Raw genomic sequence first — 26,627 nt, 5'->3', positions numbered from 1 at the left:
CACGGTTCGTTCAGAGACAGGGTACATTTTTGGAAGGAGGAATTACATGCTGAATTATATCTCCTATCGGCTTTTGCAGCTAATCCCGCTGCTGATTGCCATCAGTATTATTGTTTTTGTGATCATTCAGCTTCCACCTGGGGATTTCCTAACACAATATATTGCCACATTAAAGCAGTCCGGATCTGCGGTTTCAGAAAGTACAGTCATAAATCTTCAACAGCTTTACGGGTTGGATAAATCATTAATCGTTCAATACATCATTTGGATCAAAAATATTATTCTTCACGGTGACCTAGGTCGTTCCTTTCAATGGAATCAGCCTGTGACAGAAGTTATTGGTCCAAGACTGGCGTTGACAGTTATCATATCGCTCATTTGCTTAGTTTTTGTGTGGCTGATCGCGATTCCAATCGGCATTTATTCAGCGACGCATCAATATTCGGCACTTGACTATGTGTTTACGTTTATAGGCTTCATTGGTCTGGCCATGCCCGGATTTCTCATTGCTTTGATTATCGTGTATGTCATTTTCGCGCAAACAGGCGTTTCGATTACTGGCTTATTCTCAGCCCAATATGTGGATGCCCCTTGGACGATGGACAAAATCTTGAATATGCTGCCAAGGCTCATTATTCCTGTTGTGGTTATCGGCATGTCGGGGACTGCATCGCTGATCCGGATTACACGTGGGATGCTGCTGGATGAGTTGTCGAAGCAGTATGTCATTACCGCTAGAGCCAAGGGTGTTCCTGAGGGCAAGCTGCTGTTCAAATATCCGGTTCGATTAGCCATTAATCCGTTGATTTCGACCATTGGTTGGACACTTCCGGCGCTTATTTCAGGGGAAGCTATCGTCTCGATCGTGCTGAATTTGCAGACAACGGGGCCGATGCTGCTCAAAGCTTTGATGTTCCAGGACGTGTACTTAACGGGAAGCTTCCTGTTGATTCTAAGCGTGATGACGGTTATCGGGACGCTGTTATCCGATATTTTGCTAGCGTTCGTTGACCCGAGAATACGCTTCGGGGGTGTTGCGGAATGAGTGCGATAACGACGATTGCGAATCGATTTCGGAGGACCAAGGTGAATAGCCGAAACCGAGTCGGTGCCGATAATCAATACGAAGTCGCTTCCCAGTGGCAGCTGATGTGGTGGAAATTCATCAAGCATAAAATGGCTGTGTTTTCTGCGGTTGTATTGATTTTATTTTATCTGGTGGCGGTTTTCTGTGAATTTCTGGCGCCCACGCTGCAGGATGCGAGGTACTCCGATTATAAGAACGCAGCACCGCAAAAAATTCATTTTGTCGATCCGAATAATGGATTTCAGCTTCGACCTTTTGTTTATGGGATGAGCGAGAAAGTCGATCCCCAAACGTTCAAACGCACATTCTCCGAAGATCCGGCGAAGAAGTTTGAGATTTACTTTTTCACAAAAGGCGAGCCGTATAAGCTTTGGGGGCTCATCCCCATGGAACGCCACTTGTTTGGTTTGAAAAATCCAAAGGATGCGCTCATTTTGATGGGGACGGATAAGCTGGGGCATGACCTGTTGTCCAGAATCATTTACGGAGCCAGAATTTCGCTTTCCTTCGGTCTGCTGGGCATCGTTGTAACTCTCATTTTGGGATTGGTGCTGGGCGGAATATCCGGTTATCTGGGCGGTGTTTCGGACACCATCATTCAACGGACCATTGATTTGCTCATCTGTATTCCAACGATTCCGCTTTGGATGGCGCTCACAGCTGCGTTGCCAAGAGATTGGACGGCGCTGCAAACGTACTTCGGGCTGATTCTCATCTTTTCCATCATTGGCTGGACGGGGCTTGCTCGCGTTGTACGGGGGAAAATATTGTCTCTTCGTGAAGAGGATTTCACGATGGCGGCCAGACTTGCGGGGGCAAGTGATTTCCGCATCATTCGCAAACATTTGCTGCCGTCTTTCGCAAGCTACATCATCGTAAACGTGACGCTTTCGATTCCCGGCACGATTCTGGGAGAAACGGCATTAAGCTTCCTTGGGATCGGGCTTCAGGCGCCGGTTGTCAGCTGGGGCGTGCTGCTGCAGGATGCGCAAAATCTGGAAACACTGGCCCATCACCCTTGGCTGCTGTGGCCGGCGGCATTCATTATCTTGACGGTCTTAATGTTTAATTTCCTTGGGGACGGACTGCGTGATGCGGCAGATCCATACAAATAGGAGGTGAAGTGAATGGCAAATAGGGATAACGTCATATTGGAAATGAAGGACGTGAAAGTTCACTTCCATCTGGATGAAGGCGTATTGAAAGCGGTGGACGGCGTTGATCTGCAAATCAAACGGGGCATGACGCTGGGCATCGTCGGCGAAAGCGGCTGCGGCAAAAGCGTCACCTCGCAAGCGCTCTTACGCATTGTGCCCAAGCCGGGCCAAGTGGAAGGCGAGATTAAGCTGCAGCGAAACGGAGCCGGGAGCAAGGAATCGGTGGATCTGGTGAAGCTGGACCCGAGAGGCAAGGAAATTCGGGATATCCGGGGCGATGAAATCGCGATGATTTTCCAGGAGCCCATGAAGGCATTTTCTCCGATTCATACTGTAGGCAATCAGATTATGGAAGCAATCTTATTGCATGTGACACAGGATAAAAAAGAAGCTTACCGCTTGGCGGTGGACATCCTGCGCAAGGTCGGCATGTCCAATCCCGAGCAGCGGCTTGCCGAATACCCGCATCAGCTGTCGGGCGGGATGAGGCAGCGGGCCATGATTGCCATGGCGTTGTCCTGCAACCCCTCGATTCTCATCGCAGATGAGCCGACCACGGCCTTGGATGTTACGGTCCAAGCGCAAGTGCTGCAGCTGATTAATGAACTGAAAGCGAATCATGATACTTCCGTCATTTTCATCACGCATGACCTTGGCGTTATTGCCGAAATGTCGGACGAAGTAGCGGTCATGTATCTGGGCAAAGTCGTCGAATACACAGATGTGGACTCCTTATTTCATAATCCGAAACATCCGTATACGAAGGCGCTGTTGAATTCGATACCTGCGATCGGCAGGGAGAATAAGAGGCTGGAATCCATTGAGGGGACCGTGCCGTTCCCGATGAATTTGCCGAAGGGCTGCGGCTTTTATACGCGCTGCAAAATGGCCATAGACGGCGTGTGCAATGTAGCTGACGTACCGCTTGTCGAGGTGAAAAAAGATCATAAAGTTCGCTGCTTATTGGTTGAAACGGAGCTTAAAGAAGCCGAGGTGGTCTCATGACGGTACAAACAGACGAACTCATTCTTGATGTGAGCTATATGCGGAAATATTTCCCGATTAAAAAGGGATTCTTGCAAAAAAATGTCGGGTATGTCAAAGCGGTCGACGATGTCCAGTTTCATATCCGTCCCGGTGAAACGTTCGGTCTTGTCGGCGAATCCGGCTGCGGCAAAACAACACTTGGACGCTGTATTCTGCGCGCTATCGAACCGACCTCGGGCTCAGTGCGCTTTCGCGACCGCCAAGGTCAGATGCAGGAGGTGCTGCAGCTCGACGCCAAGGAACTGCGATCGATTCGGCGTGACATGCAGCTCATCTTCCAAGATCCGTACTCCTCACTCAATCCTCGGATGACGGTGCTCAATATTATTGCCGAGCCGCTTGTCTGCAATGGCATGGCGCACGGCGCCGAGCTCAAAGAGCGTGTAGCTGAGCTCATGGAGATGGTGGGCCTGAACAGCCGCCATCTGGAGCGGTACCCGCATGCATTCAGCGGTGGGCAACGCCAACGGATCGGTATTGCGCGAGCTTTGGCGACGAATCCCAAGTTCATCGTTTGCGATGAAGCCGTGTCGGCACTAGACGTATCCGTACAGGCGCAGATTATTAACTTACTGCAGGATTTACAGGAAAAACTGAACTTGTCCTATCTGTTTATCTCTCATGATCTCGGGGTTATCCAGCATATATCTAACCGAGTCGGGGTTATGTATGTTGGCAAAATGGTAGAGACAGCGGCAACGAAAGATTTGTTTGCAGCACCCAAACACCCTTACACCGAAGCGCTGCTCTCTGCGAAGCCGGTTCCTGACCCTCGGAAGAAGTCGAACCGCATTATTTTGCAAGGGGAAGTCGCCAACCCGGCGAATCCGCCTTCCGGCTGCTATTTTCATCCGAGATGTGCCTACGCCCAAGACATTTGCAAAAAGCAGGCTCCAGAAATGAAGCAGGTTGGCGATGGGCATTACGCAGCCTGTCATTTTGCCGGAGAGCTTGACCTTAGGGGGGCCACGTCGATATGACGTATATTCTGCTTACGCTGCTGGTTTTCTTCGTCTGCCTCAGTCTCATTATGGTGGGATCGTTATGGTATATGAGGGTGCTATTGGAGAAAATGGTCGGAGGCAAGCTGCGCGACTTGGAGACACTGACAGCGACGGGCACAATCCCTGAAGCATGGTCGGTCAAATTTAACGAGCGCATGATTCAACATCAAAAGCAGGGGAATACCAAACAAGTGGACCGTATTGAACGAATGGCACGGAAGTCCTATTTAAATAAAATCGGTAAACTTATTGCCTTTGTAAAAAAATCGACATTGGTAGAAAGTGAAGAAGCGCGAAAAGCTACGCTGCGTATCCTGCAAAGAGTGGAGCGGGAATGGAGGGACGCTAACTCGTATGGATCCTTTTCTTGAATTAAAACAGCGTGACCCGTCGGCGGGGTATAAATCGGTGGGGATTACCGTCATTACTGCGGCGCTAGGCATTATAAATTGGTTCGAATTAAGGAGCTTACTGCTGGTTTTGCTGACCTTTTTTGGCGTTAAACGTTCCTCGTGGCAGGGCATTGATAATCTCTCATTTCTGTTCATGGGTGTGGTTTGGCTCGCTTATGTGTTCTACTGCCAATATTATTTGAAAAAGAAGGCGGAAGCCAAGCAGGTGCTGCAAGCTTCAGCGATGCTGCTGGCCATACAGCTGGGGATCTTGTTTGTATGTAATTTTCTGTCGCACGTCCTGCTGAGCGTACCGTTTGAAACGTACATGTTGCTTTTTTTAATTATTGAAGGCGTTTTGACTGTCATACTGGGCTGGTTTGCCAGACGTGCGGCTCGCAAGAGAGTCTTACAATAATTTGTAGATAAAGGTGGGTAATCTCTTATGGATGTAGGTGTGGTTTCGCGCAGTTTTCCGCAATTATCAAATGAAGAGGTGGCGGCGCTGCTGGCTGAGCGCGGGTTCAGATGGACAGAGCTTTGCTTCTCCCAAACGGATTCTAACTATTGGCGTTACAACGGGCGGAGTGATCTTAGTGATCTAACGGATAAAAGAAGTCAAGAAATCGTAGAGACCTATCGCAAACATGGCATTGAAGTTGCCTCGATTGGCGTATTTACGAATTTGTTGGAAACGGATGAGCAGGAAATGGAGGCGAATTTGCAATATTTTGAACGGCATATGCAAATTGCTGCCGGGACCGGCGTGCCGATTGTTGCAACGGAGTGCGGATTCATTCCGGGAAAACGAGGCATTCAAGCGGATTCGTATGAGAAGGACTTCGAACGTCTCAAACAGCAGATAAGCTGGCTTGGCGAGCGTGCAGGACATTACGGCATTAAGCTTGCGCTTGAACCCTGCGTCTTGGATGTTGTGCCCAGCGCTAAACGCACAGCGGATTTCCTGGCGCAGGTCGGATCGCCGCACGTTCAAGTTCTCCTGGATCCGGCGAATTTAATCGCGAACAGCTCGGAAGAGGAGATGTTCCAGTATTTAGCACCGCATCTGGCTTACTTTCACGGGAAAGACCGCAAAGTCAATGATACCTACGGGCGCTGCGTTGGAGACGGGGATATTGACTGGAGAAAGCTGCTTAATTTGTATCATGAGCATGCGGAAGGTGTTCCTTTTATTTTGGAATATGTCAATATCCATAATTTCTGTGAAATTCGTGATCGGGTGATCGCGTTTGACCAAGCCCGCTAATAGTCCTCTACAACGAATCGGAAATCTGAAGCTCAGGGAGGTGTTTGATGATGCTAGTCGCGGAAAGGGTTCAGCACATTCTACGGCTGGTTAACGAGCGGGGAAGCATGCGCGTCACTGAACTTAGCCAGATATGCCGGGTTACGGAAGAAACGATCCGCCGGGACTTGGACCGTTTGGAGAACGAAGGCCGGCTGCTGCGAAGCTACGGCGGCGCGATTCGTCTGCAGCCGCAAACGTCGGAAACGTCGTATGAGCTGAGGGAAACGGTGCATGTGACGGAAAAGCAGCGTATTTCGGCTCAAGCTGCCAAATTTGTGGAACCGCATGATCGCATTGTCCTTGATGCAAGCTCCACGACATGGCATTTGGCAGAGCTGCTGCCCGACATTCCACTCACCGTCATCACCAACTCCTTGAAGGTGGCTTTGGTTCTAAGCGAGAAAAAGAATATCAGCGTCATCAGCACAGGAGGCATTCTTGTGCCAAATTCACTTTCTTTCGTTGGACCCCTGACGGAGCAGGCCTTGGAAGAGTATCATGTAAATAAAGCGTTCGTTTCTTGCAAAGGCGTACATATGGAGCGGGGCATCAGCGAGTCGAATGAAATGCAAGCCAGGGTGAAACGGAAAATGATCGGCATGGCCGAACAGGTGTTTGTCCTCGCAGATTACAGCAAATTTGATATGCAGGCTTTTACGATGATCGGGGCTTGGAACCAGATTCATCATCTCATTACGGATGAACAAACGCCTCTTGATCACGTTCAGCTGCTCCAGCGGAAGTTTATTAATGTCATTCAAGTCTAAGACAAATCGAAATGGCGCAATCCCCTTGTAAGATGGCTGAAACCGCAATGAAAGCGTGAGTTGGATGCCTTATGATGAAGACAGAAGCAAAGAAAGGAATTGTACATATGGTTAATCTCCTGCGACAAAGTCAATTCATGAAAGACAAGCAAATTCCGTTCTACATTAACCGCTGCTTCCATCATCAAGATAATACGCCGTTGGTTCATTCACATGACTTTATTGAACTTGTTTATGTGGTTAGCGGTCAAGCGGATCATGTATTTGAAGGAGAGTCTTACCAGATCCAAACGGGCGATGTTTTTATTATTAATCCAGGGGAAGTTCATACGTATCGTACGAAGCCGGGAGAAAGCATCGAGATCATTAATTGTCTCTTCACGCCAGAATTAATTCATGAGTCTCTGCTGAAGGAATTGGGCGTGTCGCAGTCCATGGATTACTATTATGTGCATCCTTTCTTAAATCCAAGAGAACGCTTTCATCATAGGTTGAATTTGATGGGGCAAGCATCAAACCATGTTCTTATATTGCTTGAAACGATGATTTCAGAATGGGAGCATCACCGGCCGGGCTATCTAACGCTCATTAAACTGCAAATGCTCCAGCTGCTCATCCTGTTATCTCGCTGCTATGCGGATTCCGCAAGCAAGGAGAAAAAGAGCTCAAGATCAGCAAATCATACGATACTTGTGCGTCGGATCACCGGGTTTTTGGAGCGTCATTTTGATAAAAAAATGACCATCCCCGATTTGTGCGAGTTGTTTAATGTGAGCAGCAGGCAGCTAAACAGGGTGTTCAAGCAGGAAACGAATCAAACCGTAACGGAGCGTATTCATGACATTCGAATTGAACGGGCGAAGCAGTATTTAATAGAAGGCGATGACAAAGTGATTCATGTCGCCCAGCGTGTTGGCTATGAAGACCCGGCCTTTTTCACACAATTGTTTAGACGTAGGGTCGGATGCTCGCCAGGGCAGTATCGTGATTTGCATGGGGAAGTGCTGGAGAACGCGCAGGAAATTCAGTAGAAGAAACGGGAGGAATAGGCGATGACGTTAAAGGTTGGGGTTGTAGGAGTTGGCAATATCGGTTCAATCCATGCGGGTGTGTACCATGAACATGCGAAAACAGAGCTTGTTGCTGTATGTGACATCAATAAGGAGAAAGCAGATGCGGCTGCGGCCAAATTCGGCTGCAGAGCTTTCTATAGCGTGCAGGAAATGCTGGCTAGCGGCATTCATTTGGATGCTTGCTCGATGGCGACCAAAGGGGAAGAAAATGGCGGCGAGCATTACCAGCCTACGATGGAACTGCTCGAGGCGGGCATTCCTGTTCTCGGGGAAAAGCCGATTTCCAACCGGATTGATGAAGGGGAGCGGATGGTGGCGCTTGCCAAAGAGAAGCAGGTTCCTTATGCCGTCAACTTGAATCATCGTTTTACACCTGCAGCGCTTCGTGCCAAAGAATGGGTAGAGGAAGGCCGTCTTGGCCAATTACATATGATTAATATGAAAATGTGGATCAACAACCCGGTCGAAACTTCGCCTTGGTTCCATTTGCGCGCGCTTCATCCGCACTCCTTCGATGTGATTCGTTACTTCTGCGGGGATGTGAAACGGGTAGCGGCCTTCATGATGAAAGGCGAAAACAGGAAAATTTGGTCCAATACGCAGGTTATGCTTGAGTTTGAAAATGGCGCCATCGGGAACCTCGTCGGCAGCTATGATGCTGGAGCCAGCTACGGTTTGGAGCGCTGCGAGGTTGTCGGTTCCAAAGGCCGATTCGTACTGGACGACGCTTGTGAGCACTTAACCTTCTATCCCCGTCATAGCATTGCAACGGAAAGCTATAGCTATTTGGGCGGCATGCGCCATTTCAACGAAACGTTTAAAAGCCGCATCAGCGACTGGATTGAGCAGCTGGATGCCAAAGTGCCTTACGATCAAATCAATGGCTCGGGCCAAGAGGCGCTGAAGGCGCAGACGATTATTGAGGCGGCTATTCGTTCATTTGAAACGTCAAGCATTGTTGAACTTTAACCTGGGGAGGCAGTAAACCATGATGCAATTAGGGATAAATTCGGTGTTATTCAAAGATTTCGATTTCGCTACGGCAGCGCAGCACATTAAGCTTTGCGGCTATGACGGTGTGGAGCTTTCGGCAATCAAAGGCATGTGCGAGCACCTTGAGCTTGACAACTGGCGGGAGCAAGCGCCGGAGATTCGTAGAATCGCCGAGGAGGTTGGGCTGAAGCTTCTGTCGATGGAAGTGGCTGAGCTGAATGAGACGAGGCTTCCGCTTGCTTTTGAAGCGGCGGCAGAACTCGGGATCCCGGTTGTCAATGTGGGACCGGGCGGAAAGTCGGACGTCGAAGAGGATTTGCAATTCACGATTGAAAAGCTGACAAGAATGTCAAAGCTCGCTAGTGAATACGGGGTTACGCTTTGCGTGAAAGCGCATGTCGGCGGTTCGATTTATAATACGCCTACCTCATTAAGAGCGATCGAGGCAATTGAGAATCCATCTTTTGGCATCGATATGGACCCAAGTCATATTTATCGGGCAGGAGAGAATCCGGAAGCGGCTTTGCCAGCTGTGATTTCGCGTGTGAAGCATATTCATATTCGCGACTGCAGTGGCAGACAAGCGGGACCAGGCACAATCGACAAGCAGGCATGCGGGCGTGGAGACATTGATTTGATCGGCTACTGCAAAGTGCTTGCGGATAATGGTTATGAAGGTCCTGTGTGTCTAGAAGTTATTGGCGCCAATGGGCATTCCCTCGCACAGGTTTCTATTGTAGCGGCTGAAAGCTATGGCTATTTGAACGCGGTACTGCGCTCTTTTGGAGCCAGATAAGTCGATTATAAACGGAGAAGGAGTAATTCCCATGACATCTAAAATGCCGAATTTACTGCTGCTTGGTATAGATAGCTTACGTCGAGATCATATGAGCGGTTATGGCTATCACCGGCTGACAACCCCGCATATTGACCAATACAGCCAAGGGGGCGTGCTGTTTGAACAGCATTTTTCCCCGAGTATTCCAACGACGCCGGGGTATGCCTCCATGCTCACGGGTATGGATTGCTTCGGAACAGACGTTGTCGCGCTGCGGCACGGCGGACCTGTTGGCGACCACGTCAAGATGCTTTCCGAGCTGTTGGAAGAGAACGGGTACAATACAACGTGTATCGGCTTCACAGGCAACCCCTCGGCACGCGGCTTTCAGAAATATATCGATTTCGAAGGCTGGGGACCTGACGAAACGGGAAGAAGCCCAAAAGCGGACAACTTGAACCGTGTCGCCATCCCGGAAATGAAGCGCCTAAAGGAAGAGGGTAAGCCATTTTTCCTCTTTTTGCGCCACATGGATCCGCATTCGCCTTATTTGCCGCCTAAGCCGTTTGAGCGGATGTTTTATGACGGCAATGAGTGCGATCCCGACAATCACTCTTTGGATGAGCTGTATGATTTTAAACCATTCGCTGATTACTTCAGCTCCTGGTTCCCTGAGGGATGTACAGACAGCAAATATATTGACGCGCAGTATGATGGCGCGATTGCCTACATGGATGCGGGTATTCAGTCCATATTCACGGCGCTTGAGTCCCTTGGCATCGAAGATGAAACGCTTGTGGTCATCACCTCCGATCACGGTGAAACTTTAAATGAACATGACTGTTATTATGACCATCATGGGTTGTATGAAACGAATTTGCGAATTCCGCTCATTCTGCGTTTCCCGGGTAAACTGCCGGCAGGCAAGCGGGTTTCCAGTTCCTCGCAAATTAAAGATGTGATGCCGACTATTGTGGAGCTTTTGGGTGTACCATGTGAGATTCCATTCGATGGCCGCAGCTTAATTCCGCTTGTGAAAGGCGAGGAGCGGGTGCCGGAAAGCGAAATGTACATTACGGAATGTACATGGATGCGTAAACATGGTTGGCGGACGCCGGAATGGAAGCTGATTGTAGCGCTTGAGCCTGATCTGCATTTCAAGCCTCCGGTGGAGCTGTACAATTTGGTTCGCGATCCTGAGGAGTTGCATAATCTGATTGATGAAGAGCCGGAAGTGGCGGCGCATCTTATGAGCCGGTTAAATGCACATATTGCGAAACGGGAGCAAGAAACAGGGCGTGAGAATCCGATCTATACGAACTTGAATTGGCATGGATTAGGATGCGGCCCGTTCAAGACTTCGCAGCAAGCCTTTGACTCCATGCACATTGGTTCCCCGAGGACGGCACGATCTTTGCAAACAAAAGAGAAGGAAGCCGAGCCAGTGGCAGAAGCGGAAGGGGAACCCGCAGAAGTGGAAGCCGACACGACATGTTGAGAATAGCTGTTGTAGGAGTTAATCACATTGGACGTATCCATTGCCGTTGTTACAAGGAACACGCAGATAGCGAACTCATCGCTATCTGCGATTTGAACAAAGAGCTGGCGGATTCCGTCGCTGCACAGTTTGGCGTGAAAGCCTATTATGATCTGGATACAATGCTTGAAGCTGAACAGCTGGATATTATCAGTGTGGCTACCGGAGGAATCGATAACGGCTCTCATCACCGAGAGCCAGTTATGAAAGCCATTGCGGCCGGTAAGGATGTACTGGTCGAAAAACCTATTTCCAATTCGCTGGATGAAGCGAGAGAAATGGTTCAATTTGCGAAAGAAAAAGGTGTTCGTTTCGCTTGTAATCTCAATCATCGTTTCACGCCGGCTGCCAAGAAGGCGAAGCAGTGGATGATGAATGGCGATATCGGCCATCCGCTTTTTGTCAATATGAAGCTGACGATCGGCAATCCGAATGAATCCAGCCCCTGGATCCATTTGCGCGCACTGCATCCGCATTCGCTCGATGTGATGCGTTATTTTGCAGGCGAGGTTCGCCGTGTTCAAGCTTTTTTGACGAAGGCTCCTGGTCGTACGGTGTGGTCAACGGCTTCCATTAATTTGGAATTTGCCTCTGGCGCGGTAGGCCATCTGTTGGGCAGCTACGATATGTTCGGCATTCATCCCATTGAGGCTTGTGAGGTCGCAGGCGATCAAGGCAGGTTTGTGTTGGATAATGTTTATGAATCGCTTACGTACTATCCGCATCGTCAGGAAGACCTGCGGGTTTACCGGAATTCCATTATGAGCGGCATGCGCGGTTTCGAGGATACGTTTCGTCTTCGGCTGGATGCCTTCATACAGGAAGTGAAGGAGGGAGTTCCTCCTGAGCAAATCACAGCTTCCGGTGCGGACGCCTTGGCTGTTCAAGAAATCATTGAAGCGGCAATCCGTTCCCATCTGGCAAATGGTGCTGTTATCCCGATTTCCTAAAGACCGATCCGAAGGAGGAAGGTTATGAGTAAAGATGGAGAGGTACTGTGGTTCACCGGTCTCTCAGGCTCAGGCAAATCAACGACGGCTCGTGCCTTGGTTGAGCCACTTCGCGTCAGCGGCAGGAAAGTAGAGCTGCTCGATGGAGACGAGCTTAGGCAGACGATTTCCCAGGGGCTCGGCTTTAGCAGGAAGGACCGCATCACGAACGTTGAGCGTATCGTTTTCCTTTGCAAGTTGTTATCGCGTAACGGTGTTACGGTCATCGTATCCGCCATTACGCCCTATGAAGAAATGAGAGCGCATGCCCGTGCCGAGCTGCCCGGTTATGTTGAAATTTTCGTGGATTGCCCCCTTGAAGAATGTGAGCGACGAGATGTGAAAGGGCTGTATGCCAAGGCCAGAAACGATGAGATTAAGCAATTTACAGGCATTGGAGATCCGTATGAAATGCCGGAGCAGCCGGACATCGTAATTCAAACGCATGTGGACGAAGTAGAGAGCAATGTCGCTTTAATCATGGACTATCTGATGACAAAAACAGGACGGAGTGAGGCCGTATGAACATTGTTTTCATCTCAATGGACACGATGCGCGCCTCCCGGCTGGGCTGTTATGGCTATCAGAAGCCGACTTCGCCCTACATGGATCAAATCGCAGAGCAAGGGGTTCTGTTCGAAAGAGCGTATGCTGCCGATATACCAACGGAAGTGGCCCATACCGGTATATTTACGGGAAAAGTAGGGCTGCGAACAGGTGTCGTTTCACATGGTTCACCGCTCACCCAGCTGCCCAAGAAAGAGTCGTGGCTGCCTTCTCTTTTGCAAAATCAAGGATTTACGACGGCTGCTGTCGATAATTTATATCAGTTAAAGGAATGGTTCGCGAGAGGCTACCGATATTACATCAACTCGGTTCAAAAGACGCGCAGCATCGACGGGAAGTCGGTGAATGAGCTTGCTTTCAAGTGGATTCGCGAGCATAAAGAAGATGATTTCTTCCTGTTCCTGCATTATTGGGATCCGCATACGCCATACCAGCCTCCGTCAAGTTATGTGCCGACTTTCTATGATCAGGGCCGTGACCCTTATGATCCGGCCAATCGCAGTATGGATGCCGCATATAATCATGCGGCTTATCCGTTTTTTAAGCATCATCATTATGACTTGCTTGGTCCTATTACGGATGCGGCGTACGTCAATGCGCTTTATGATGCGGAAGTGCGTTATCTCGATGATCGTCTGCGTGAGCTTGATGAGCTGCTTATTGCGGAAGGGGTCTATGATGATACCTTGTTGATTTTGTTCGGCGATCATGGAGAAAGCTTGACGGAGCACGATATTTACTGGGATCACTGCGGTTTGTATGAAACCTCGGTTCAAGTGCCGATGATCATGAGATGGCCTGGACGAATTCCGGAAGGACGCCGAGTCAAAGGCTTAGTTCAGCAGGTCGATATGCTGCCGACCATCTTGGAAGCAGCCGGTATCATGACACCGACGAACATTGACGGGCGCAGCTTGTGGCCGAGTATACGCGGGGAAGCGGATGGAACGCATGATGCCATCTATTTAAGCGAATGCGCTTGGCAAGCGAGCAGAGGGATTGTGACGAAGGATTATAAATTTATTCGCACACTGGATGCAGGACCTTTTGTTCGTCCGCCAAGGGAACTGTTCGATTTGCGTGTTGACCCGGATGAAACAGTGAATATCGCCGAAAGTTCTTCGGCCATTGCTGATGAGCTGGCTTATCAGTTAGACGATTGGACGGAAAAAATGCTGAATGGGCGGGCGGATCCCATGCTGAAACAGATCGAAGTAGGCCTTCCATTTCGCAATCGCATCCATGAAATTTTGCTGCAGTATGGCTTGACATGGGATGAATGGATACAGGATCCTCGGCGAGACAGGTTCGACGAAGCTTCCGCAGCCAGGCATGCAGGGAGGTAATCACTTTGACGGAGACGGTTCAAAAGCCTAATTTGCTTATTATCATGGTCGATCAACTGCGTTATGATTGCCTCGGCTATAGTAATCAGGCGCCTGTTTTGACACCTCATCTCGATAAGCTCGCCTCCGAGGGCATGTGGTTCGACCGTGCCTATAATCATATTCCCATCTGTGGTCCCGCGAGGCAGTCTTTCGTCTGTGGCAGGAGGGCTGAAGCCTTCGGCGGACTTTGGAATTTCTCTTTAGGGATGCGGATCGGCGCACTCGAGCCCACGAGCTACTCGTGGGCCCGTTCTTTGCAGGGCGCGGGCTACAGAAACGGTTATATCGGCAAATGGGATGTCCATCCGACCTATGATCCGACATATTATGGCTACGATGTGTTCGTTTCCAGCGATGAGAAGTACCGGGAGCGGACAAAGGATCGGTACCCGGAGCTGGCGTATACGGGCGGGTTCTTTGGCGAAATCGACCCTTTGCCGCTGGAAGATACGCGTACACACCAGACGGCCGCCATGGCCACGGTTTTGATGAAGCAGCTGTCGGAGGAGAGCGCCGGTTCACCTTGGCAGTTGCGGATTAATTTCCAGGAGCCTCATCTGCCCTGCCGCCCGGTTGCCGAATTCGCAGCCATGTATCCGCCGGAGAGCATTCCCGAATGGGGAAGTTTCCGTGAAACGTTCGCGAATAAACCGTATATCCAGAGCCAACAGCTTAGGAATTGGGAGATCGAGCATTACGACTGGGCGGATTGGGCGCCGATCGTCGCTCGTTATTATGCGATCATCTCGCAGTTAGACGATGCGGTTGGGAAGCTGCTCGCGGAGTTAGACGCGCTCGGACAAAGTGAGAATACGGTTGTCATTTTCACAACCGATCATGGTGACATGTGCGGCGGCCACCGCATGCTGGATAAACATTACGTCCTGTACGAGGACGTCGTAAAGGTTCCCCTAATCATTAGGTGGCCTGGAGTTATTGCGCCTGGCAGCCGCTGCGAGCAATTTGTCCAGACCTTGCTGGATTTGCCGCCAACACTCTTGGCCATCGGCGAAGCGGAGCCGTTAGTGGATCACCGGCTTCATGGGGAATCCTTGCTGCCGCTGCTTCTGGGCGCTGAACCGGCGGGGTGGCGCGAAGAAGTTGTCGCCTCTTACAATGGCGCACAATTCGGTCTTTACACACAGCGAATGATTCGCACCCAGGAGTGGAAATACATCTGGAATTGTACGGATATCGATGAACTTTACGATATGCGTCATGACCCGCATGAGCTTCATAACGTGATTCATCATCCGGCTAACAAGACAGTTCTGGCCGAGCTGCGGAAGCGACTCTATCATATTTTGTACGAGGATGGCGATGGCATCGTGCAAAATGATTGGATGCGAGACCAACTGCTGGAGGGGCGGAAGGGGTAGCGGGGAAGATATGCCCAGCTTGCTTATCTTTCATGGGTCTTATGGAGTTTTCATTGGACGAAATCCACTGAGGATGCCCTCCGTAGAGGGAAATTTTACTTGTCATTGGACGAAATCCAATGACATACGAAGAAATCGCTTTATTTAACTCGAATGCGAGCCTCTCATTGGATTTACTCCAACGAAAAGTACATTTGCACGTCCAATTTTGACATCTCGTTGGATTTCGTCCAATGAATCGCCCAGGTTCATCTCTAAGATGAACCTATTTCGTCATGTTAACAGAGCTTAATCCCCTTTTGCGACAAAAAAGCGAAGTTTCGGTTCCCGAGCTGATTTCGGCAAAGTAGCTGCCCTTTATATCCTTTTGCAAAAGGAATAGTGTACAGTGAAAAAAAAGTATTAGACTGAAAAATAAAGTTGTAGACTGGCCGTAGGCATTAAGCTAACGGTTAGTTGCATGGTAAAATAAACTATAACGTAAGGAAATATTGCTTGGAGGATACAATGGACAGATGCTCAATAAATCAAATGTCTTTACAATTGCCGACATTAAGTGAATGGAACCAATTGCTGTCTGGCCAAATAACCCAATTAGATGGCTATCAGGTTCTCCAAAAGAAATATCTTGATATGGCATTAGGATATGCGTTTACTCGAGGTAATGCTTTCAGCGGCAAAGTAATGCCTGTTTTAGAGCTGCGAAAATGGGCTAGGGATTCACTATGGACTCCATCCTTGATTTATTGGCTAAACGATAAGCCAATACTTGAACCCGATAGCAAAATTATGGACAATACTTTTATCCAAGTATATTTTCGCAAGTTCCATTGCTTTGACTGTCAATTAGACATTGACGCTTATGCAATCGAAAATGATGCTTATTCAGGAAAAGGCTATCTAGAACTGAACACTGTTCTCAAGTTAAATAACTTACCTAATGATTGCTGCTCCCGTTGTAAGGGGAATTTACGTAGACCTGGTATAGTGGAAGTTGTTCATGTATACGATACAGCGTAACTTGAATGGATTCATTCATCATGCTAACGAGGAACGATAGTTCAATAAAACAGCGTCAGTCGAGGACGAGGACTTTTATTTCGTCCACGACTGATGCTGTTTTAGGAAAGTCAAAAACAAATTTTACAAAGTCAGACGTTTTTGTAAATTGCTCAGCCGCTTTTTACCCATCGAAAAACTGATGAATGCAGACAATAGTGCTAACACTATAATAAAACTTGCCATCCATGGATTGTAGAGAACGGTGGAATTGGCGCTTATCATCGCTCCTCCAGCCCCAGCGCCTGTCGCCAACCCTAAATGAATGATCGATGTATTCAAGCTAAGAACGAGACTGGAAGATTGTGGTTCTTGTTGAATGAAATACGTTTGAGTTGCTGGACCAGCCATGAACAGAGAGACCATCATGATTGAAATCAAAAGTAAACCGATGAGAGTCGACCCAGCAAACAGAGGAAGAAGGGCCAGGACAACAACGTGCACAATGGTGCTGAAAGCTATGATGCGCGCTGCCCCCCATCGATCAATTCCGTAGCCGCCAAAACGGGTACCGACTGCGCCAAATATACCAAAAACAAGCATGACGATGCTAATGTTGGACGCTTTAAGTTGAAGGATGTCTTGCATAAAAGGGGTCAAATACGTAAACAACACCGAATTACCTGATTCTCTAAAGAAAGTAAGAAACAAACCGCTCACGATTACGGCACTGCCCAGCACTTTAAATTGTTGACGGAATGACGTCGGTGCATCCCCTTCGATCTCTGGTAGCAAGCGAAAAATGACGAAGGTAACCAACAGGCTCATCAGTGCTAAAATCAGGAAAATTGCTTGCCAGTTCAACCAGTTCGTAATGGATATGCCGATGGGCACGCCCAAAATCATCGCGCTGCTGAAGCCAAGAACGATCGTGCTGATTGCACTGCCTATCTTTTCGGGAGGAACAATTTTGGCAGCCGCACCAAATGCTGCGACAATATAAACGCCTGAACTTACACCCAGAATAATGCGTGACGCTATTAAGGTGGAGATATCCAAGCTCCAGAAGGAGAGCAAGCACCCCATGATGAAAGCTGCCATTGCACCTAACAACACTTTTCTACGTCCCAAGCGGGATGTCAGTGATACCAGGATAGGTGTTCCAATGGCAAAGGCCAGCGAGTAGGCCGTAATCAATTGCCCGGCAAAGGCGATGGAAATGTTTAAGTCTTTAGCGAGTACACGCAGGATTCCGGAGACAACCAACTCGGAAGTAGCTGTTAAAAATACCCCTAATGCAATTACATAAATCGTCCATTTATTCATATCTTTCATTCCCTTCCATTTGACTTATTGTCATTATAGAAGGGGTGCGATAATATTGTAAGAAGGCAAAGTATTCGGATGTAATCCATCTATTTTGACTAACTTACTTTTTGTTAGGGGTGAGTGGGATGACGGATCAAGTTAATGCCAATTCCTATTTAGATACGGATAGTTCTAACATTTGCGAAGTATTGCAAATTCTTGGAGCCAAGTGGGCTTTTCTCGTGCTGAACGAATTGCTTCGTGGGCCACAGCGATTTAATCAACTGCAAAGGAATGCAGCTGTAATTAAGACGCAGTCTCTTACGGATACGCTTCGACACTTGGAACAAAACGGTCTAGTTCTGCGCCAAGTTTTTCCTACTGTACCTGTAACGGTTGAATATTCCTTAACTGAAAAGGGAAGCGATTTCCAAACTGCACTGAAGGAAATGAATAAATGGGTGGAAAAGTGGGGGAAGCCACAGCAAGTAAACGGGAAAACGAGTATTTCTTCGTAACAAGCGCTTCTCGGGATAGGCGGTTGAGTGAAGTTAAATAGGAAGATGTAAAAACCGGGACTCCGTTGGAGTGCCGGTTTGTTGTTTTTTTGCATAGGCATTAGGATCGAACGGGCAGGACGGTGGAATAATACTCTAGTTTGATGAAATAAATGTAAAAAAGTAGGTCGTTCTATGACTAGTTAGATCAGTTCCGTAATTCTTTGGTCTTTGCCATTGTCGGAGCCTCATTAAGCTATTGGGCAGGATAACGGAATAGTTAAATGGAATATAATGGGTATGTACAGATTGGTTCGTCTATTATGATTCAATTGCTAATAGGGGGTAAATTATATATGGAATATCGTGAGTTCGGTTTAATTCTATTTGTTGAACGATATGACGAGTGTGTTACTTTTTACCGAGAAGTCTTAAATCTACCAGTTAGGAATGTTAAGAGTTCACTAGTGTGTTTTAATCTGCCTCACGGATATCTTATGGTTGAACAAGGCGGAGTGGGGGAAACAAAGGAGAAATTAAGAACCCAGAATCCAACTGTTATTCGTTTTGATGTTGATTCCCTTTTACCTATTGTCTGTAAATTAGAAGAACGAGGGGTTAAGTTTATTGAAAGAAAATTAAGTTATAGTTGGGGTTCGATTGCTGTTCTCAAAGATCCTGATGGGAATCGCATTGAGTTAGGGGAACTAAATAACACAAGTGCTTCTTACAAAATCGAGTGTAACCACTAAGCTATCGAAAGAACGATAGTTCAATCACTCACTACATGACGGCAGCCGGCAAACGATTGGCTGCTGTTGTCCATTGAAGTAACGGGAGATTAGTTGAATCACGTTGTGAATAGTATAAGTCGTGGCGAATTTACGAAGTTCGTAAAAAGGACGAAGGAGTTGGTTGTCATGAGAAAGAAATCGGAGGAATTTTTTAGAATTATGTTAAAGTTCTTACCTTCAACAGGTAATGCTTATGAAAAATCAATTGAGCATTACGGTGAGGTTTTAGAAACTGTCATAATTGAGAATATCTTCATGCCTGAAATTATTAAGCTATTAAGCGAGAATAGAAACATCAAGCTGTTAGAGAGTATTTTTGATTTTTTCGAAGAAGTATCTAATTGTAAAGATATGCACTTAATTAACGTTTTTTCAGTTACAGTATTGGAGTCATTGGGTAACGACACAACAATTCTTGGGGTTGCACAAGAATATATGGGACCTAAAACCATACAACTTCAATTAGAGGCTGATAGAGGATTAGGTAGAAGCTAATCAGGGTTCAGTTCAACGAAAAACTATATTCGAACGGCTGCCGCGAAACAGCCTTTGTTACGTTAAGAAGAGGAGGTCGGAAGAATGCGAACTAAGTTTCAACTATGGGCAGAAAACAAAAAGAATGAACTTGAAGAAAAATCTATAAAGACGGAATATCTAAAGCATAAAACCCTGATGAGAGCCGTATTCCAGACCCTTCTACAGGCGTTAGTTATGAATCTGAAAATTGTTTAGGTCAAGTTATGGTTTGGAAATCTAGACAGATGGAATTTGAATTCGTAAATATCGAAAATGATTTTGTGGAAATACATTGAGAGGTTGCCAGAAGAACCTGATTTCAATGAAAAATTAGAGCAATTTTTCCACGTACTACAGACGGGTATAAAACAGTGATTCGTTACAGGAATGATCAGGTTGTTCAGAAAACTGGAGCATTTATAATAACCAATAAAAGAGTGGCGTTTATGATGGGACCGACTGTGGATCAATTGGAACTTGCTATTGTTAGACTAGGCGGTCATAGAGAAGGGGCTGAAACGGCTTGGGAATGTGCCCAACGTGAAGTTCTTGATGAGTCTCAGATGCGAATAACTCCTTTAACGCCTTAAATGACTTTTTATAGTCACAATACTAGGTTTGACATTGATATAGAGTTGGCACCTGTTGATAATTTCAAAATGGAAGCATTGAACCACGTCCATTGATTGTGGGACATCAGAATTCAGTACAAAACATTACTCATATTTTCCTTAAATGAATTCCAAACTTTGGGTGGAAAAGTCATACTTGGACAACATATTGATGGGAATTTACCATTCAAACCATATGGACATCTACGATTGCTTTCAATTATTTTAGAGTGCTATCCCAAGATGAAATGATAAGTTACGCTAAAAGTATGAGATCAATCGACCAATAACAGTTCTGAAAACTTCTAATTGGATTAAACAATTTCCATTAAACTAACGAAAGAAGAGAGTAAAGTGAATGTAACATAATTGAAATCTTACATTCATGTGATATTAATGAATTAAGCATATAATAAAACTCGACCCCCTTTTAAATATAAACTTTAGACCCTCAGCCCGTTGCTGTGGGTCTCTTTTTTGCTATTCAACTAAAGGGCAAGTTAGCATGTGTTGATGGGTAACATGGGCCTAAGGAATGGTATAATAATGCAAATAAATCATATGAGAAAGAATACTAGTGAGAGGAGTAAATAAATGTCACCGAAGGCATTTCTTTTTGATCTTGACGAAACTTTGACTGATAGGAACAAATCACTAATGAAGTATAGTAATGAGTTTTTGCAAAGTTTTAAAGGACATTTAACGGATGTGTCATCGGAAGATCTCTATCAATTATTGAAAATTGCAGACGGAAATGGATATCGATCGAGAGAGGATGTTTTTACACAACTCATTCATGAGTTACCATGGGCACATAAGTCTCTTAGCCCCATACAAATTGGTGAGCATTGGACTTCAACATTTCCCCTTTGCAGTGTCGCAACGACAGGGATGTATGAAGTTTTAGATACTCTAAAATCTCATGGCATTATACTCGGAATTATTACAAACGGTGGCAGCTTCTCGCAGAATAAAAAAATTGATGCTTTAGGTATTCGTCATTATTTTGAAACGATTATTATTTCAGAAACAGTTAATTTGAAGAAACCCAATTGCGAAATTTTTTCTATTGCACTTGAGAAAATAAATGTAAGTGCTTCTGAGACATGGTACATCGGGGATCATCCAGCTAATGATATCATTGGTTCATATTATGCTGGATTAACCCCAGTCTGGATACGTGGCATTCATCCCTGGATAAATGGATATGATGAACCGTCATACCAAATTGATTCACTGAAACAAGTGTTATCGTTAATAACGAAGTACTCTAGTTGAATAACCAAGGAGCAGATTGCCGTTGCATTTACTCCCTTTTTTCATTGAAGTAATGGGCAGATTTGATCAACAAATGGAGGTAATGTTAATGACTAACATATGTTTAGTTTGTGGTTACGACAATTTGTATGAGCCACCCTACGATGAACATAAAGTTGCTTCAGATGAAATATGTCCATGCTGTGGGTTTCATTTCGGCTATGACGATGACAATAAAGACGAGACAGTTTATATTGAGTGGAGAAAAAGATGGATGAATGACGGTTGTCGATGGTTCTCAAAAGGGAGAAAACAACCCTCAGGTTAATTAACTCTTGAAGCTCATTCCGCTAACGGGATACGATAGTTGAACAAAGACAGCGACAGTCTAAAACTTTATTTTCACTGGACAAATAGAGTGTTGCAGCCAGATTGTGTGCTTGCGTCAATAAAGAAGGACCATCCACAAAGTCATCAATGATGACCTTGTAGATGGTCCTTTTTGTTTACCGTTGCCGCACTAGCTTCGTTACCCGGCCATCGGAAATCCACTCAGCCAAATAGACGTTGCCCTCGGAATCTACACAGATGCCGTGCGGAGAGCTGAATCGATCCGGTCGGTAATAGCTTTTGGGAAGATTCGGCCAACCTTGCTGTTTGTAGGCTTGTTGATCCTCACCCAAGTGCGTGATCAAGCGATCGTTTGCGTCCAAAATGGTAACCCGACTGTGCAGATCGGGCAGATAGACCTCATCGCCGAAGAAGTAAAAAGAGCAAGGAAGATCCAGATTATGCTCAACGAAACGTAGATGCTCCCCCTCTAGTGTGAAAACTTGAATACGGTTGTTACTGCGGTCAGCTATGTAGATTTCCGGTTGTTCTCCGCGCAGATTGATGGAGATGCCATGAGGCGAATTAAGCTTGCCTGGCTCAGATCCTTTTCCGCCCCATGAACGGATATATGTGCCCTCTGCATTGTAATGATGGACGTAGGATTGGCCATAACCATCGGAAACATAAATGTCACCGTTAGGAGCGACACAAACATCGGTTGGCACATATTTGCGCTCGGCATCATACAAATCAGGCCGATCTGGCGGCGTAATCCGCAGGAGTACTTCACCGGATAACGTCGTTTTGACAATCATGGAGCGTTTGGTGTCTGCAAAATAAAGATACTGCTGTCCATCCGGGTCGCGATGCAAGTAAAAGCCATGGGCCCCGCCTTCAAATTCACTTCCCCAGGAGGTGAGAAAGGTGCCATTTTTGTCAAATACAACAACGGATTCTTTGCCAGTGTGATGAACATACACACGATCTTCATCGTCTACGACGATCCCATGGGTGTAACCATACTGGATATCTGCCGGCAGTTGGCCCCAGCCTTCTTGTACGGCATAAAGATGTGAAGCGTTTCCAATAATAAGCTGCTCAGACATATGAAACCTCCTTAGTGGTTGACAAGCTTCTTTACCATCATACACCATGCCCTTACAAAATAGGGCGGTTAATTTCTGATCGTTGAATTTTCTGTGAAAAGTGCAATTTCAGGTTGGAAATATCTAACGACTCGGAGGCTTGCTGACCTTACAATAAAGATATATCAAGCGAGGAGGAATCAATCATGCTAACACAAGAGCAGATCAAACAATTCGATGAATTGGGATTTCTGAAAGGCGATGTCGTTTTATCCGATGAAGAAGTGGAGCAACTGCGTGAAGAACTGGAAAACGTGATGGAAGGGAAATCTGTCAAAAAGCCAATCCTCAACCGAAATATGCTCGATAACTCCCATTACGGGATGACGATAACGAAGAAGGAAACGGTTGTCCAAATCGTGAATATATGGATGGCAAGCGACGTGTATTTACAGCATGCTTCCAACCGTAGAATATGCGAAGATGTGGCGCAGTTATGCCGTACGGATACGCTTCGGATCTGGCACGATCAAATTCAGTACAAACCGCCCGTCATGGGAGGACCGACACACTGGCATCAAGATCATCCGCTATGGCCTGTGATTCAACCCGCTGATCTCATCAGCGCCTGGGTTGCGTTGGATGATGCCGTCATAGAAAACGGCTGTATGTGGATGGTGCCGGGCAGTCACAAATGGGGCAACCATCAAAAATATTTAGGCTCGAACGATGAGTTCATGCCGGTTCACAAACAACCGGATTTGCTTCCTGAAGGGGCAAAGGTGGAAGCGGTCCCTTTTGAAATTAAAAAAGGTCAAGTCGGCTATCACCACTCTCTGACATGGCACGGCAGTCCGAATAACCGTTCAGAATTGAAACGCAGGGCGATTGCGGTTCACTATATGCCAGGTCATACGTATTATGCTCCGACAGGCGGCCATCCAATGGAACCTCATATTCATGTGGCGCCAGGCGAGATCATGTCAGGAGAAAGTTTCCCGGCGGTGTACCAAAGATAGAGATAGCCCTACGTTAAGAAAGGGGAACTGTTTTATCCCTAACCCGAAACCTACGCCTTTTCCAGATATCAATGAAATGTTAGCGCAACTTGTTCTTGGCATCCTGCGTGTACTCGATCAGGACGTTGTTGGTGTCTATGTCCACGGTTCCTTGGCGCTGGGGGACTTCAATCGTGAAACGAGCGACGTTGATTTTCTAGTGGCAACTCGAACCGAACTGTCTGCGGAAAAGCTTCCAGCTTTGGAACAGATGCATGCCGAACTGCGGGACCAGGGGTTCAAATGGGCTTGCAACATGGAAGGCTCTTACATTTCGCAGAAATTGCTTAAGCGCTATGATCCTGAGCGGTGTTGGCATCCTGCATTACGCTGTGACGGCAGCTTTGGTGTAGACGGGCATGGGAGCGATTGGATCATTCAGCGAGCCATCCTTCGTGAATATGGCCTTACGCTGCATGGCTCAGAGCCAAAGACTCTGATTGATCCTGTAGCGCCAGCTGAACTTAAAAAAGCAGCGCAGGCGATTTTAACCGAATGGTGGAGCCCGTTATTCAAGGATGCGTCACGTCTTAATTCGAGTGAATATCAGGCGTATGCAATTCTTACGATGTGCAGATGCTTGTACACGATAGAAGAGGGGCTTGTCGCTTCCAAACCTGCCGCAGCCCAGTGGGTGCTAGACACATCACATGGAAGCAAGTGGGAGCCGCTGATTCGGCAAGCCCTGGCATGGCGCAAGGGAGATGAGCTGAACGCAATCGAACAAACATTGGCTTTTGTCAGGTATACCCTTGAGCAGGCTTGTAAGTAAAAAAATCCCTTTTCCATCTGGCTATGGAAGGGGATTTTTACTTTTATTTTTACTCCATATGAAATTCTTTCATTTTGTTATAAAGGGTACCTCGGGAAATGCCGAGCAGCTTGGCGGCTGCGCTTTTATTTCCTGCTGTCTTGGCTAGAGCTTCCTCAATGAGCATGATTTCTTCCTCGTCCGATACTTTTGCTTTCAACAATACGGCAGCGGAATCTCCTTCAAAAGAGGCGAGACTAGGCTGACCTTCTTGCAAAGCTGTAGGCAGGTGCTCAAGCTGGATGATATCCTCATCACTTAAAATAACGCAGCGCTCAATGACATTTTTTAATTCCTGGATATTTCCTGGCCAAGCATAGTTCGTGAGCGCCAAAATAACTTCCGGTGAAAGCACGGGAACCGGCTTTTGATAATTCAAAGAAAACTGCTTCAAATACATATGGACCATGGCGGGAATGTCTTCCGTTCGATCGCGTAAAGGCGGAATCCGGATGGAAATCACATTCAGCGCATAGTACAGATCAGAGCGGAATTCTTGGGTAGCCAGTTTAGCTGCCAAATCCTGCGTAGTTGCAATAATAATCCGCGTCCGAATCCGGATAGGCTGGCTTCCGCCCAAACGGACGATGGTGTGCTGCGTGATAGAGTGGTAGAGCTTGGCTTGAAGATCCAGTGGAAGCTTTTCGATTTCATTAATGAATAGAGTGCCGTCTTTGGCTTGTTCCAGCTTCCCGGCTTCCCCTGTTTCACTTCCTGTGAAAGCCCCGCCTTGATAGCCAAATAATTCAGCCTCAAGCAGTCCCGCGGGTACAATGCCGCAATTGAGTGTCAAGAAAGGATGCTCGGATCGCGCGCTAGACTGATGAATAATATTAGCAAGCTGCTCTTTGCCAACGCCCGATTCTCCGATGAGGAGGACGGGTGTTTCTGTTGCGGCCACTTTTTTGGCCCACTGAATGACTTTGCCGATGGCAGGGCCTTTGCCTTTGATTAACGTAAATAAATCTTCCGTTTGTTCTTTATTAGGAAGTCCGAAAGAGTCCGCTGCCGTTAACTGTTCATTTAACCTCACCAACTGTGTAATATCCTGTTCAGTCGCAATACCGCCAATGATCAGCCCTTGGGCGTCCCGAATCGGCGAGGCGTTGATAAGGACATGTGTGTCTGGGCGCGGTCGGTGATACGTATTACGAATCATGCGGCCTTCGTCCAAGATTTTGAGCACCATCAGTGTTTCCACGTCAAAATGCTCACCAATCCGCTTCCCTAAAATGTCTACGCTCGGAAGCTGATAAAGCTCTTCGGCAACCGTATTCCAGTAGATTACAGAACCGTCTCTATCAACAACCGTGACTGCATCAGTAACGGTGTCAGCAAGGGCAGCGAAATAAGACGCCGATTTTTGCTGTTCTAACGTTGCAGCACGCAGCAGATCTGATAAGGAGTAGTATCCCCGAACGTTCCCTTCTTTATCCTTGATCAGAAGAGGCCGATTCGATGACAATGTCAGTGGAATGAGGCTTGCCAGGTTTTCATTGTCGTCCCATTGCACAGATTCAGCAAGGAAAAAAGAACTCTTTTCCAATAAAGCCTGGACGTTCATAGCCGATAATGCAGGTAGAAGCGCTGCGTCCTCCGGCGTAAATAAACAGGTGTGGCTGCCGGAATGTGCAATAACACCGGTGCCTTTATTTAAATAGAAGGAAACTTCCTCAAGCGTTGTTTCTATTGAAACAATAACGATCTCGGTGTTTAACAGAAAGTGTTCATTTTTGAACATAGTCGACCTCATTTATGGAGCGTTGATTTGCTATAAATTTACCACGAAGCTAATGGCGATTCAACACGTTCTGGAAGGGCGGCGAGTATGATAGGAGTATAGTTGATAATGTGTTCAAAATCATGAAAAATATACACATAAACAAATAGT

General features: G+C 46.9%; 27 protein-coding genes. 24 read left to right on the top strand and 3 right to left on the bottom strand.

Annotated features, from left to right (window positions below; genetic code table 11):
• Positions 1-46: 46 nt before the first annotated feature.
• The 17 genes from ACKTT9_RS25505 (at position 47) to ACKTT9_RS25425 (ending at position 16,487) form a co-directional block, all read left to right on the top strand.
• Positions 47-1,045, top strand: a complete 999-nt coding sequence (locus ACKTT9_RS25505; RefSeq protein ID WP_127450180.1) for an ABC transporter permease — start codon at positions 47-49, stop codon at positions 1,043-1,045.
• Positions 1,042-2,202, top strand: a complete 1,161-nt coding sequence (locus tag ACKTT9_RS25500) for an ABC transporter permease (protein WP_407868089.1) — start codon at positions 1,042-1,044, stop codon at positions 2,200-2,202. Before ACKTT9_RS25505 ends, ACKTT9_RS25500 begins: the two co-directional genes overlap by 4 nt.
• Positions 2,203-2,214: 12 nt before the next feature.
• The gene (locus ACKTT9_RS25495; protein WP_407868088.1) at positions 2,215-3,249 is read left to right on the top strand and encodes an ABC transporter ATP-binding protein; all 1,035 of its coding nucleotides are present in this window, start codon (positions 2,215-2,217) and stop codon (positions 3,247-3,249) included.
• Positions 3,246-4,271: an ABC transporter ATP-binding protein gene (locus ACKTT9_RS25490; protein WP_157322004.1), complete on the top strand. Its 1,026-nt coding sequence runs from the start codon at positions 3,246-3,248 to the stop codon at positions 4,269-4,271. Before ACKTT9_RS25495 ends, ACKTT9_RS25490 begins: the two co-directional genes overlap by 4 nt.
• The gene (locus ACKTT9_RS25485; protein WP_407868087.1) at positions 4,268-4,666 is read left to right on the top strand and encodes a hypothetical protein; all 399 of its coding nucleotides are present in this window, start codon (positions 4,268-4,270) and stop codon (positions 4,664-4,666) included. The genes ACKTT9_RS25490 and ACKTT9_RS25485 overlap by 4 nt, the downstream gene beginning before the upstream one ends.
• Entirely contained in the window at positions 4,650-5,105 is a 456-nt protein-coding gene (locus ACKTT9_RS25480; protein WP_157322002.1) for a hypothetical protein, read from the top strand. Before ACKTT9_RS25485 ends, ACKTT9_RS25480 begins: the two co-directional genes overlap by 17 nt.
• A 27-nt stretch (positions 5,106-5,132) precedes the next feature.
• Complete coding sequence (locus ACKTT9_RS25475) at positions 5,133-5,954, top strand: sugar phosphate isomerase/epimerase (protein WP_127450168.1); 822 nt, start codon at positions 5,133-5,135, stop codon at positions 5,952-5,954.
• A gap of 50 nt (positions 5,955-6,004) precedes the next feature.
• Positions 6,005-6,763 carry a DeoR/GlpR family DNA-binding transcription regulator gene (locus ACKTT9_RS25470; RefSeq protein WP_127450529.1) on the top strand — a complete coding sequence of 253 codons (759 nt, stop codon included), beginning with the start codon at positions 6,005-6,007 and terminating at the stop codon, positions 6,761-6,763.
• A 71-nt stretch (positions 6,764-6,834) separates the two neighbouring features.
• Positions 6,835-7,794 (top strand): AraC family transcriptional regulator, encoded by a 960-nt coding sequence (locus tag ACKTT9_RS25465; protein WP_157321998.1) that lies wholly within the window; start codon positions 6,835-6,837, stop codon positions 7,792-7,794.
• A 21-nt stretch (positions 7,795-7,815) separates the two neighbouring features.
• Complete coding sequence (locus ACKTT9_RS25460) at positions 7,816-8,805, top strand: Gfo/Idh/MocA family protein (protein ID WP_407868086.1); 990 nt, start codon at positions 7,816-7,818, stop codon at positions 8,803-8,805.
• A gap of 19 nt (positions 8,806-8,824) precedes the next feature.
• On the top strand, positions 8,825-9,625 hold the full coding sequence (locus ACKTT9_RS25455; protein ID WP_127450163.1) for a sugar phosphate isomerase/epimerase: 801 nt from the start codon (positions 8,825-8,827) through the stop codon (positions 9,623-9,625).
• Between the two features lie 31 nt (positions 9,626-9,656).
• Positions 9,657-11,105: a sulfatase gene (locus ACKTT9_RS25450; protein WP_407868085.1), complete on the top strand. Its 1,449-nt coding sequence runs from the start codon at positions 9,657-9,659 to the stop codon at positions 11,103-11,105.
• On the top strand, positions 11,099-12,094 hold the full coding sequence (locus tag ACKTT9_RS25445) for a Gfo/Idh/MocA family protein (protein WP_407868084.1): 996 nt from the start codon (positions 11,099-11,101) through the stop codon (positions 12,092-12,094). The genes ACKTT9_RS25450 and ACKTT9_RS25445 overlap by 7 nt, the downstream gene beginning before the upstream one ends.
• A 24-nt stretch (positions 12,095-12,118) precedes the next feature.
• The gene (cysC, locus tag ACKTT9_RS25440) at positions 12,119-12,658 is read left to right on the top strand and encodes an adenylyl-sulfate kinase (protein ID WP_127450158.1); all 540 of its coding nucleotides are present in this window, start codon (positions 12,119-12,121) and stop codon (positions 12,656-12,658) included.
• On the top strand, positions 12,655-14,046 hold the full coding sequence (locus tag ACKTT9_RS25435) for a sulfatase (protein WP_407868083.1): 1,392 nt from the start codon (positions 12,655-12,657) through the stop codon (positions 14,044-14,046). Before cysC ends, ACKTT9_RS25435 begins: the two co-directional genes overlap by 4 nt.
• A gap of 5 nt (positions 14,047-14,051) precedes the next feature.
• The gene (locus ACKTT9_RS25430; RefSeq protein WP_407868082.1) at positions 14,052-15,467 is read left to right on the top strand and encodes a sulfatase-like hydrolase/transferase; all 1,416 of its coding nucleotides are present in this window, start codon (positions 14,052-14,054) and stop codon (positions 15,465-15,467) included.
• 507 nt (positions 15,468-15,974) lie between these two features.
• The gene (locus ACKTT9_RS25425) at positions 15,975-16,487 is read left to right on the top strand and encodes a hypothetical protein (protein WP_407868081.1); all 513 of its coding nucleotides are present in this window, start codon (positions 15,975-15,977) and stop codon (positions 16,485-16,487) included.
• A 123-nt stretch (positions 16,488-16,610) separates the two neighbouring features.
• On the opposite strand, the gene ACKTT9_RS25420 is transcribed toward ACKTT9_RS25425, so the two are convergent.
• On the bottom strand, positions 16,611-17,792 hold the full coding sequence (locus ACKTT9_RS25420) for an MFS transporter (RefSeq protein WP_407868080.1): 1,182 nt from the start codon (positions 17,790-17,792) through the stop codon (positions 16,611-16,613).
• A gap of 128 nt (positions 17,793-17,920) precedes the next feature.
• Between ACKTT9_RS25420 and ACKTT9_RS25415 the strand changes: the two genes are divergently transcribed.
• The 5 genes from ACKTT9_RS25415 to ACKTT9_RS25395 all read left to right on the top strand — a co-directional run bounded on the left by ACKTT9_RS25415 (position 17,921) and on the right by ACKTT9_RS25395 (position 21,470).
• Positions 17,921-18,292: a winged helix-turn-helix transcriptional regulator gene (locus tag ACKTT9_RS25415; protein WP_407868079.1), complete on the top strand. Its 372-nt coding sequence runs from the start codon at positions 17,921-17,923 to the stop codon at positions 18,290-18,292.
• Between the two features lie 335 nt (positions 18,293-18,627).
• Positions 18,628-19,023, top strand: a complete 396-nt coding sequence (locus ACKTT9_RS25410; RefSeq protein WP_407868078.1) for a VOC family protein — start codon at positions 18,628-18,630, stop codon at positions 19,021-19,023.
• Between the two features lie 168 nt (positions 19,024-19,191).
• The gene (locus tag ACKTT9_RS25405) at positions 19,192-19,560 is read left to right on the top strand and encodes a resolvase (protein WP_407868077.1); all 369 of its coding nucleotides are present in this window, start codon (positions 19,192-19,194) and stop codon (positions 19,558-19,560) included.
• Positions 19,561-20,027: 467 nt separating this feature from the next.
• The gene (locus tag ACKTT9_RS25400; protein WP_407868076.1) at positions 20,028-20,171 is read left to right on the top strand and encodes a hypothetical protein; all 144 of its coding nucleotides are present in this window, start codon (positions 20,028-20,030) and stop codon (positions 20,169-20,171) included.
• 615 nt (positions 20,172-20,786) lie between these two features.
• Entirely contained in the window at positions 20,787-21,470 is a 684-nt protein-coding gene (locus tag ACKTT9_RS25395; RefSeq protein WP_407868075.1) for an HAD family hydrolase, read from the top strand.
• A gap of 485 nt (positions 21,471-21,955) precedes the next feature.
• Here ACKTT9_RS25395 and ACKTT9_RS25390 read toward each other — a convergent pair whose 3' ends face one another.
• Positions 21,956-22,888: a hypothetical protein gene (locus ACKTT9_RS25390; RefSeq protein WP_407868074.1), complete on the bottom strand. Its 933-nt coding sequence runs from the start codon at positions 22,886-22,888 to the stop codon at positions 21,956-21,958.
• A 185-nt stretch (positions 22,889-23,073) separates the two neighbouring features.
• Between ACKTT9_RS25390 and ACKTT9_RS25385 the strand changes: the two genes are divergently transcribed.
• A complete protein-coding gene (locus tag ACKTT9_RS25385) occupies positions 23,074-23,886 on the top strand; it encodes a phytanoyl-CoA dioxygenase family protein (protein ID WP_127450145.1) in 813 nt (270 codons plus the stop codon).
• Positions 23,887-23,962: 76 nt separating this feature from the next.
• Entirely contained in the window at positions 23,963-24,697 is a 735-nt protein-coding gene (locus tag ACKTT9_RS25380; protein ID WP_407868073.1) for an aminoglycoside adenylyltransferase domain-containing protein, read from the top strand.
• 49 nt (positions 24,698-24,746) lie between these two features.
• On the opposite strand, the gene ACKTT9_RS25375 is transcribed toward ACKTT9_RS25380, so the two are convergent.
• Positions 24,747-26,477 (bottom strand): sigma-54 interaction domain-containing protein, encoded by a 1,731-nt coding sequence (locus tag ACKTT9_RS25375; protein WP_407868072.1) that lies wholly within the window; start codon positions 26,475-26,477, stop codon positions 24,747-24,749.
• Positions 26,478-26,627 lie beyond the last annotated feature (150 nt).

The sequence above is a fragment of the Paenibacillus sp. P36 genome (genome assembly GCF_045866505.1).
GTDB lineage: Bacteria > Bacillota > Bacilli > Paenibacillales > NBRC-103111 > Paenibacillus_E > Paenibacillus_E chondroitinus.
Note: the sequence above shows the minus strand (reverse complement) of the source record. Positions and strands in the feature narration are given on the sequence as shown.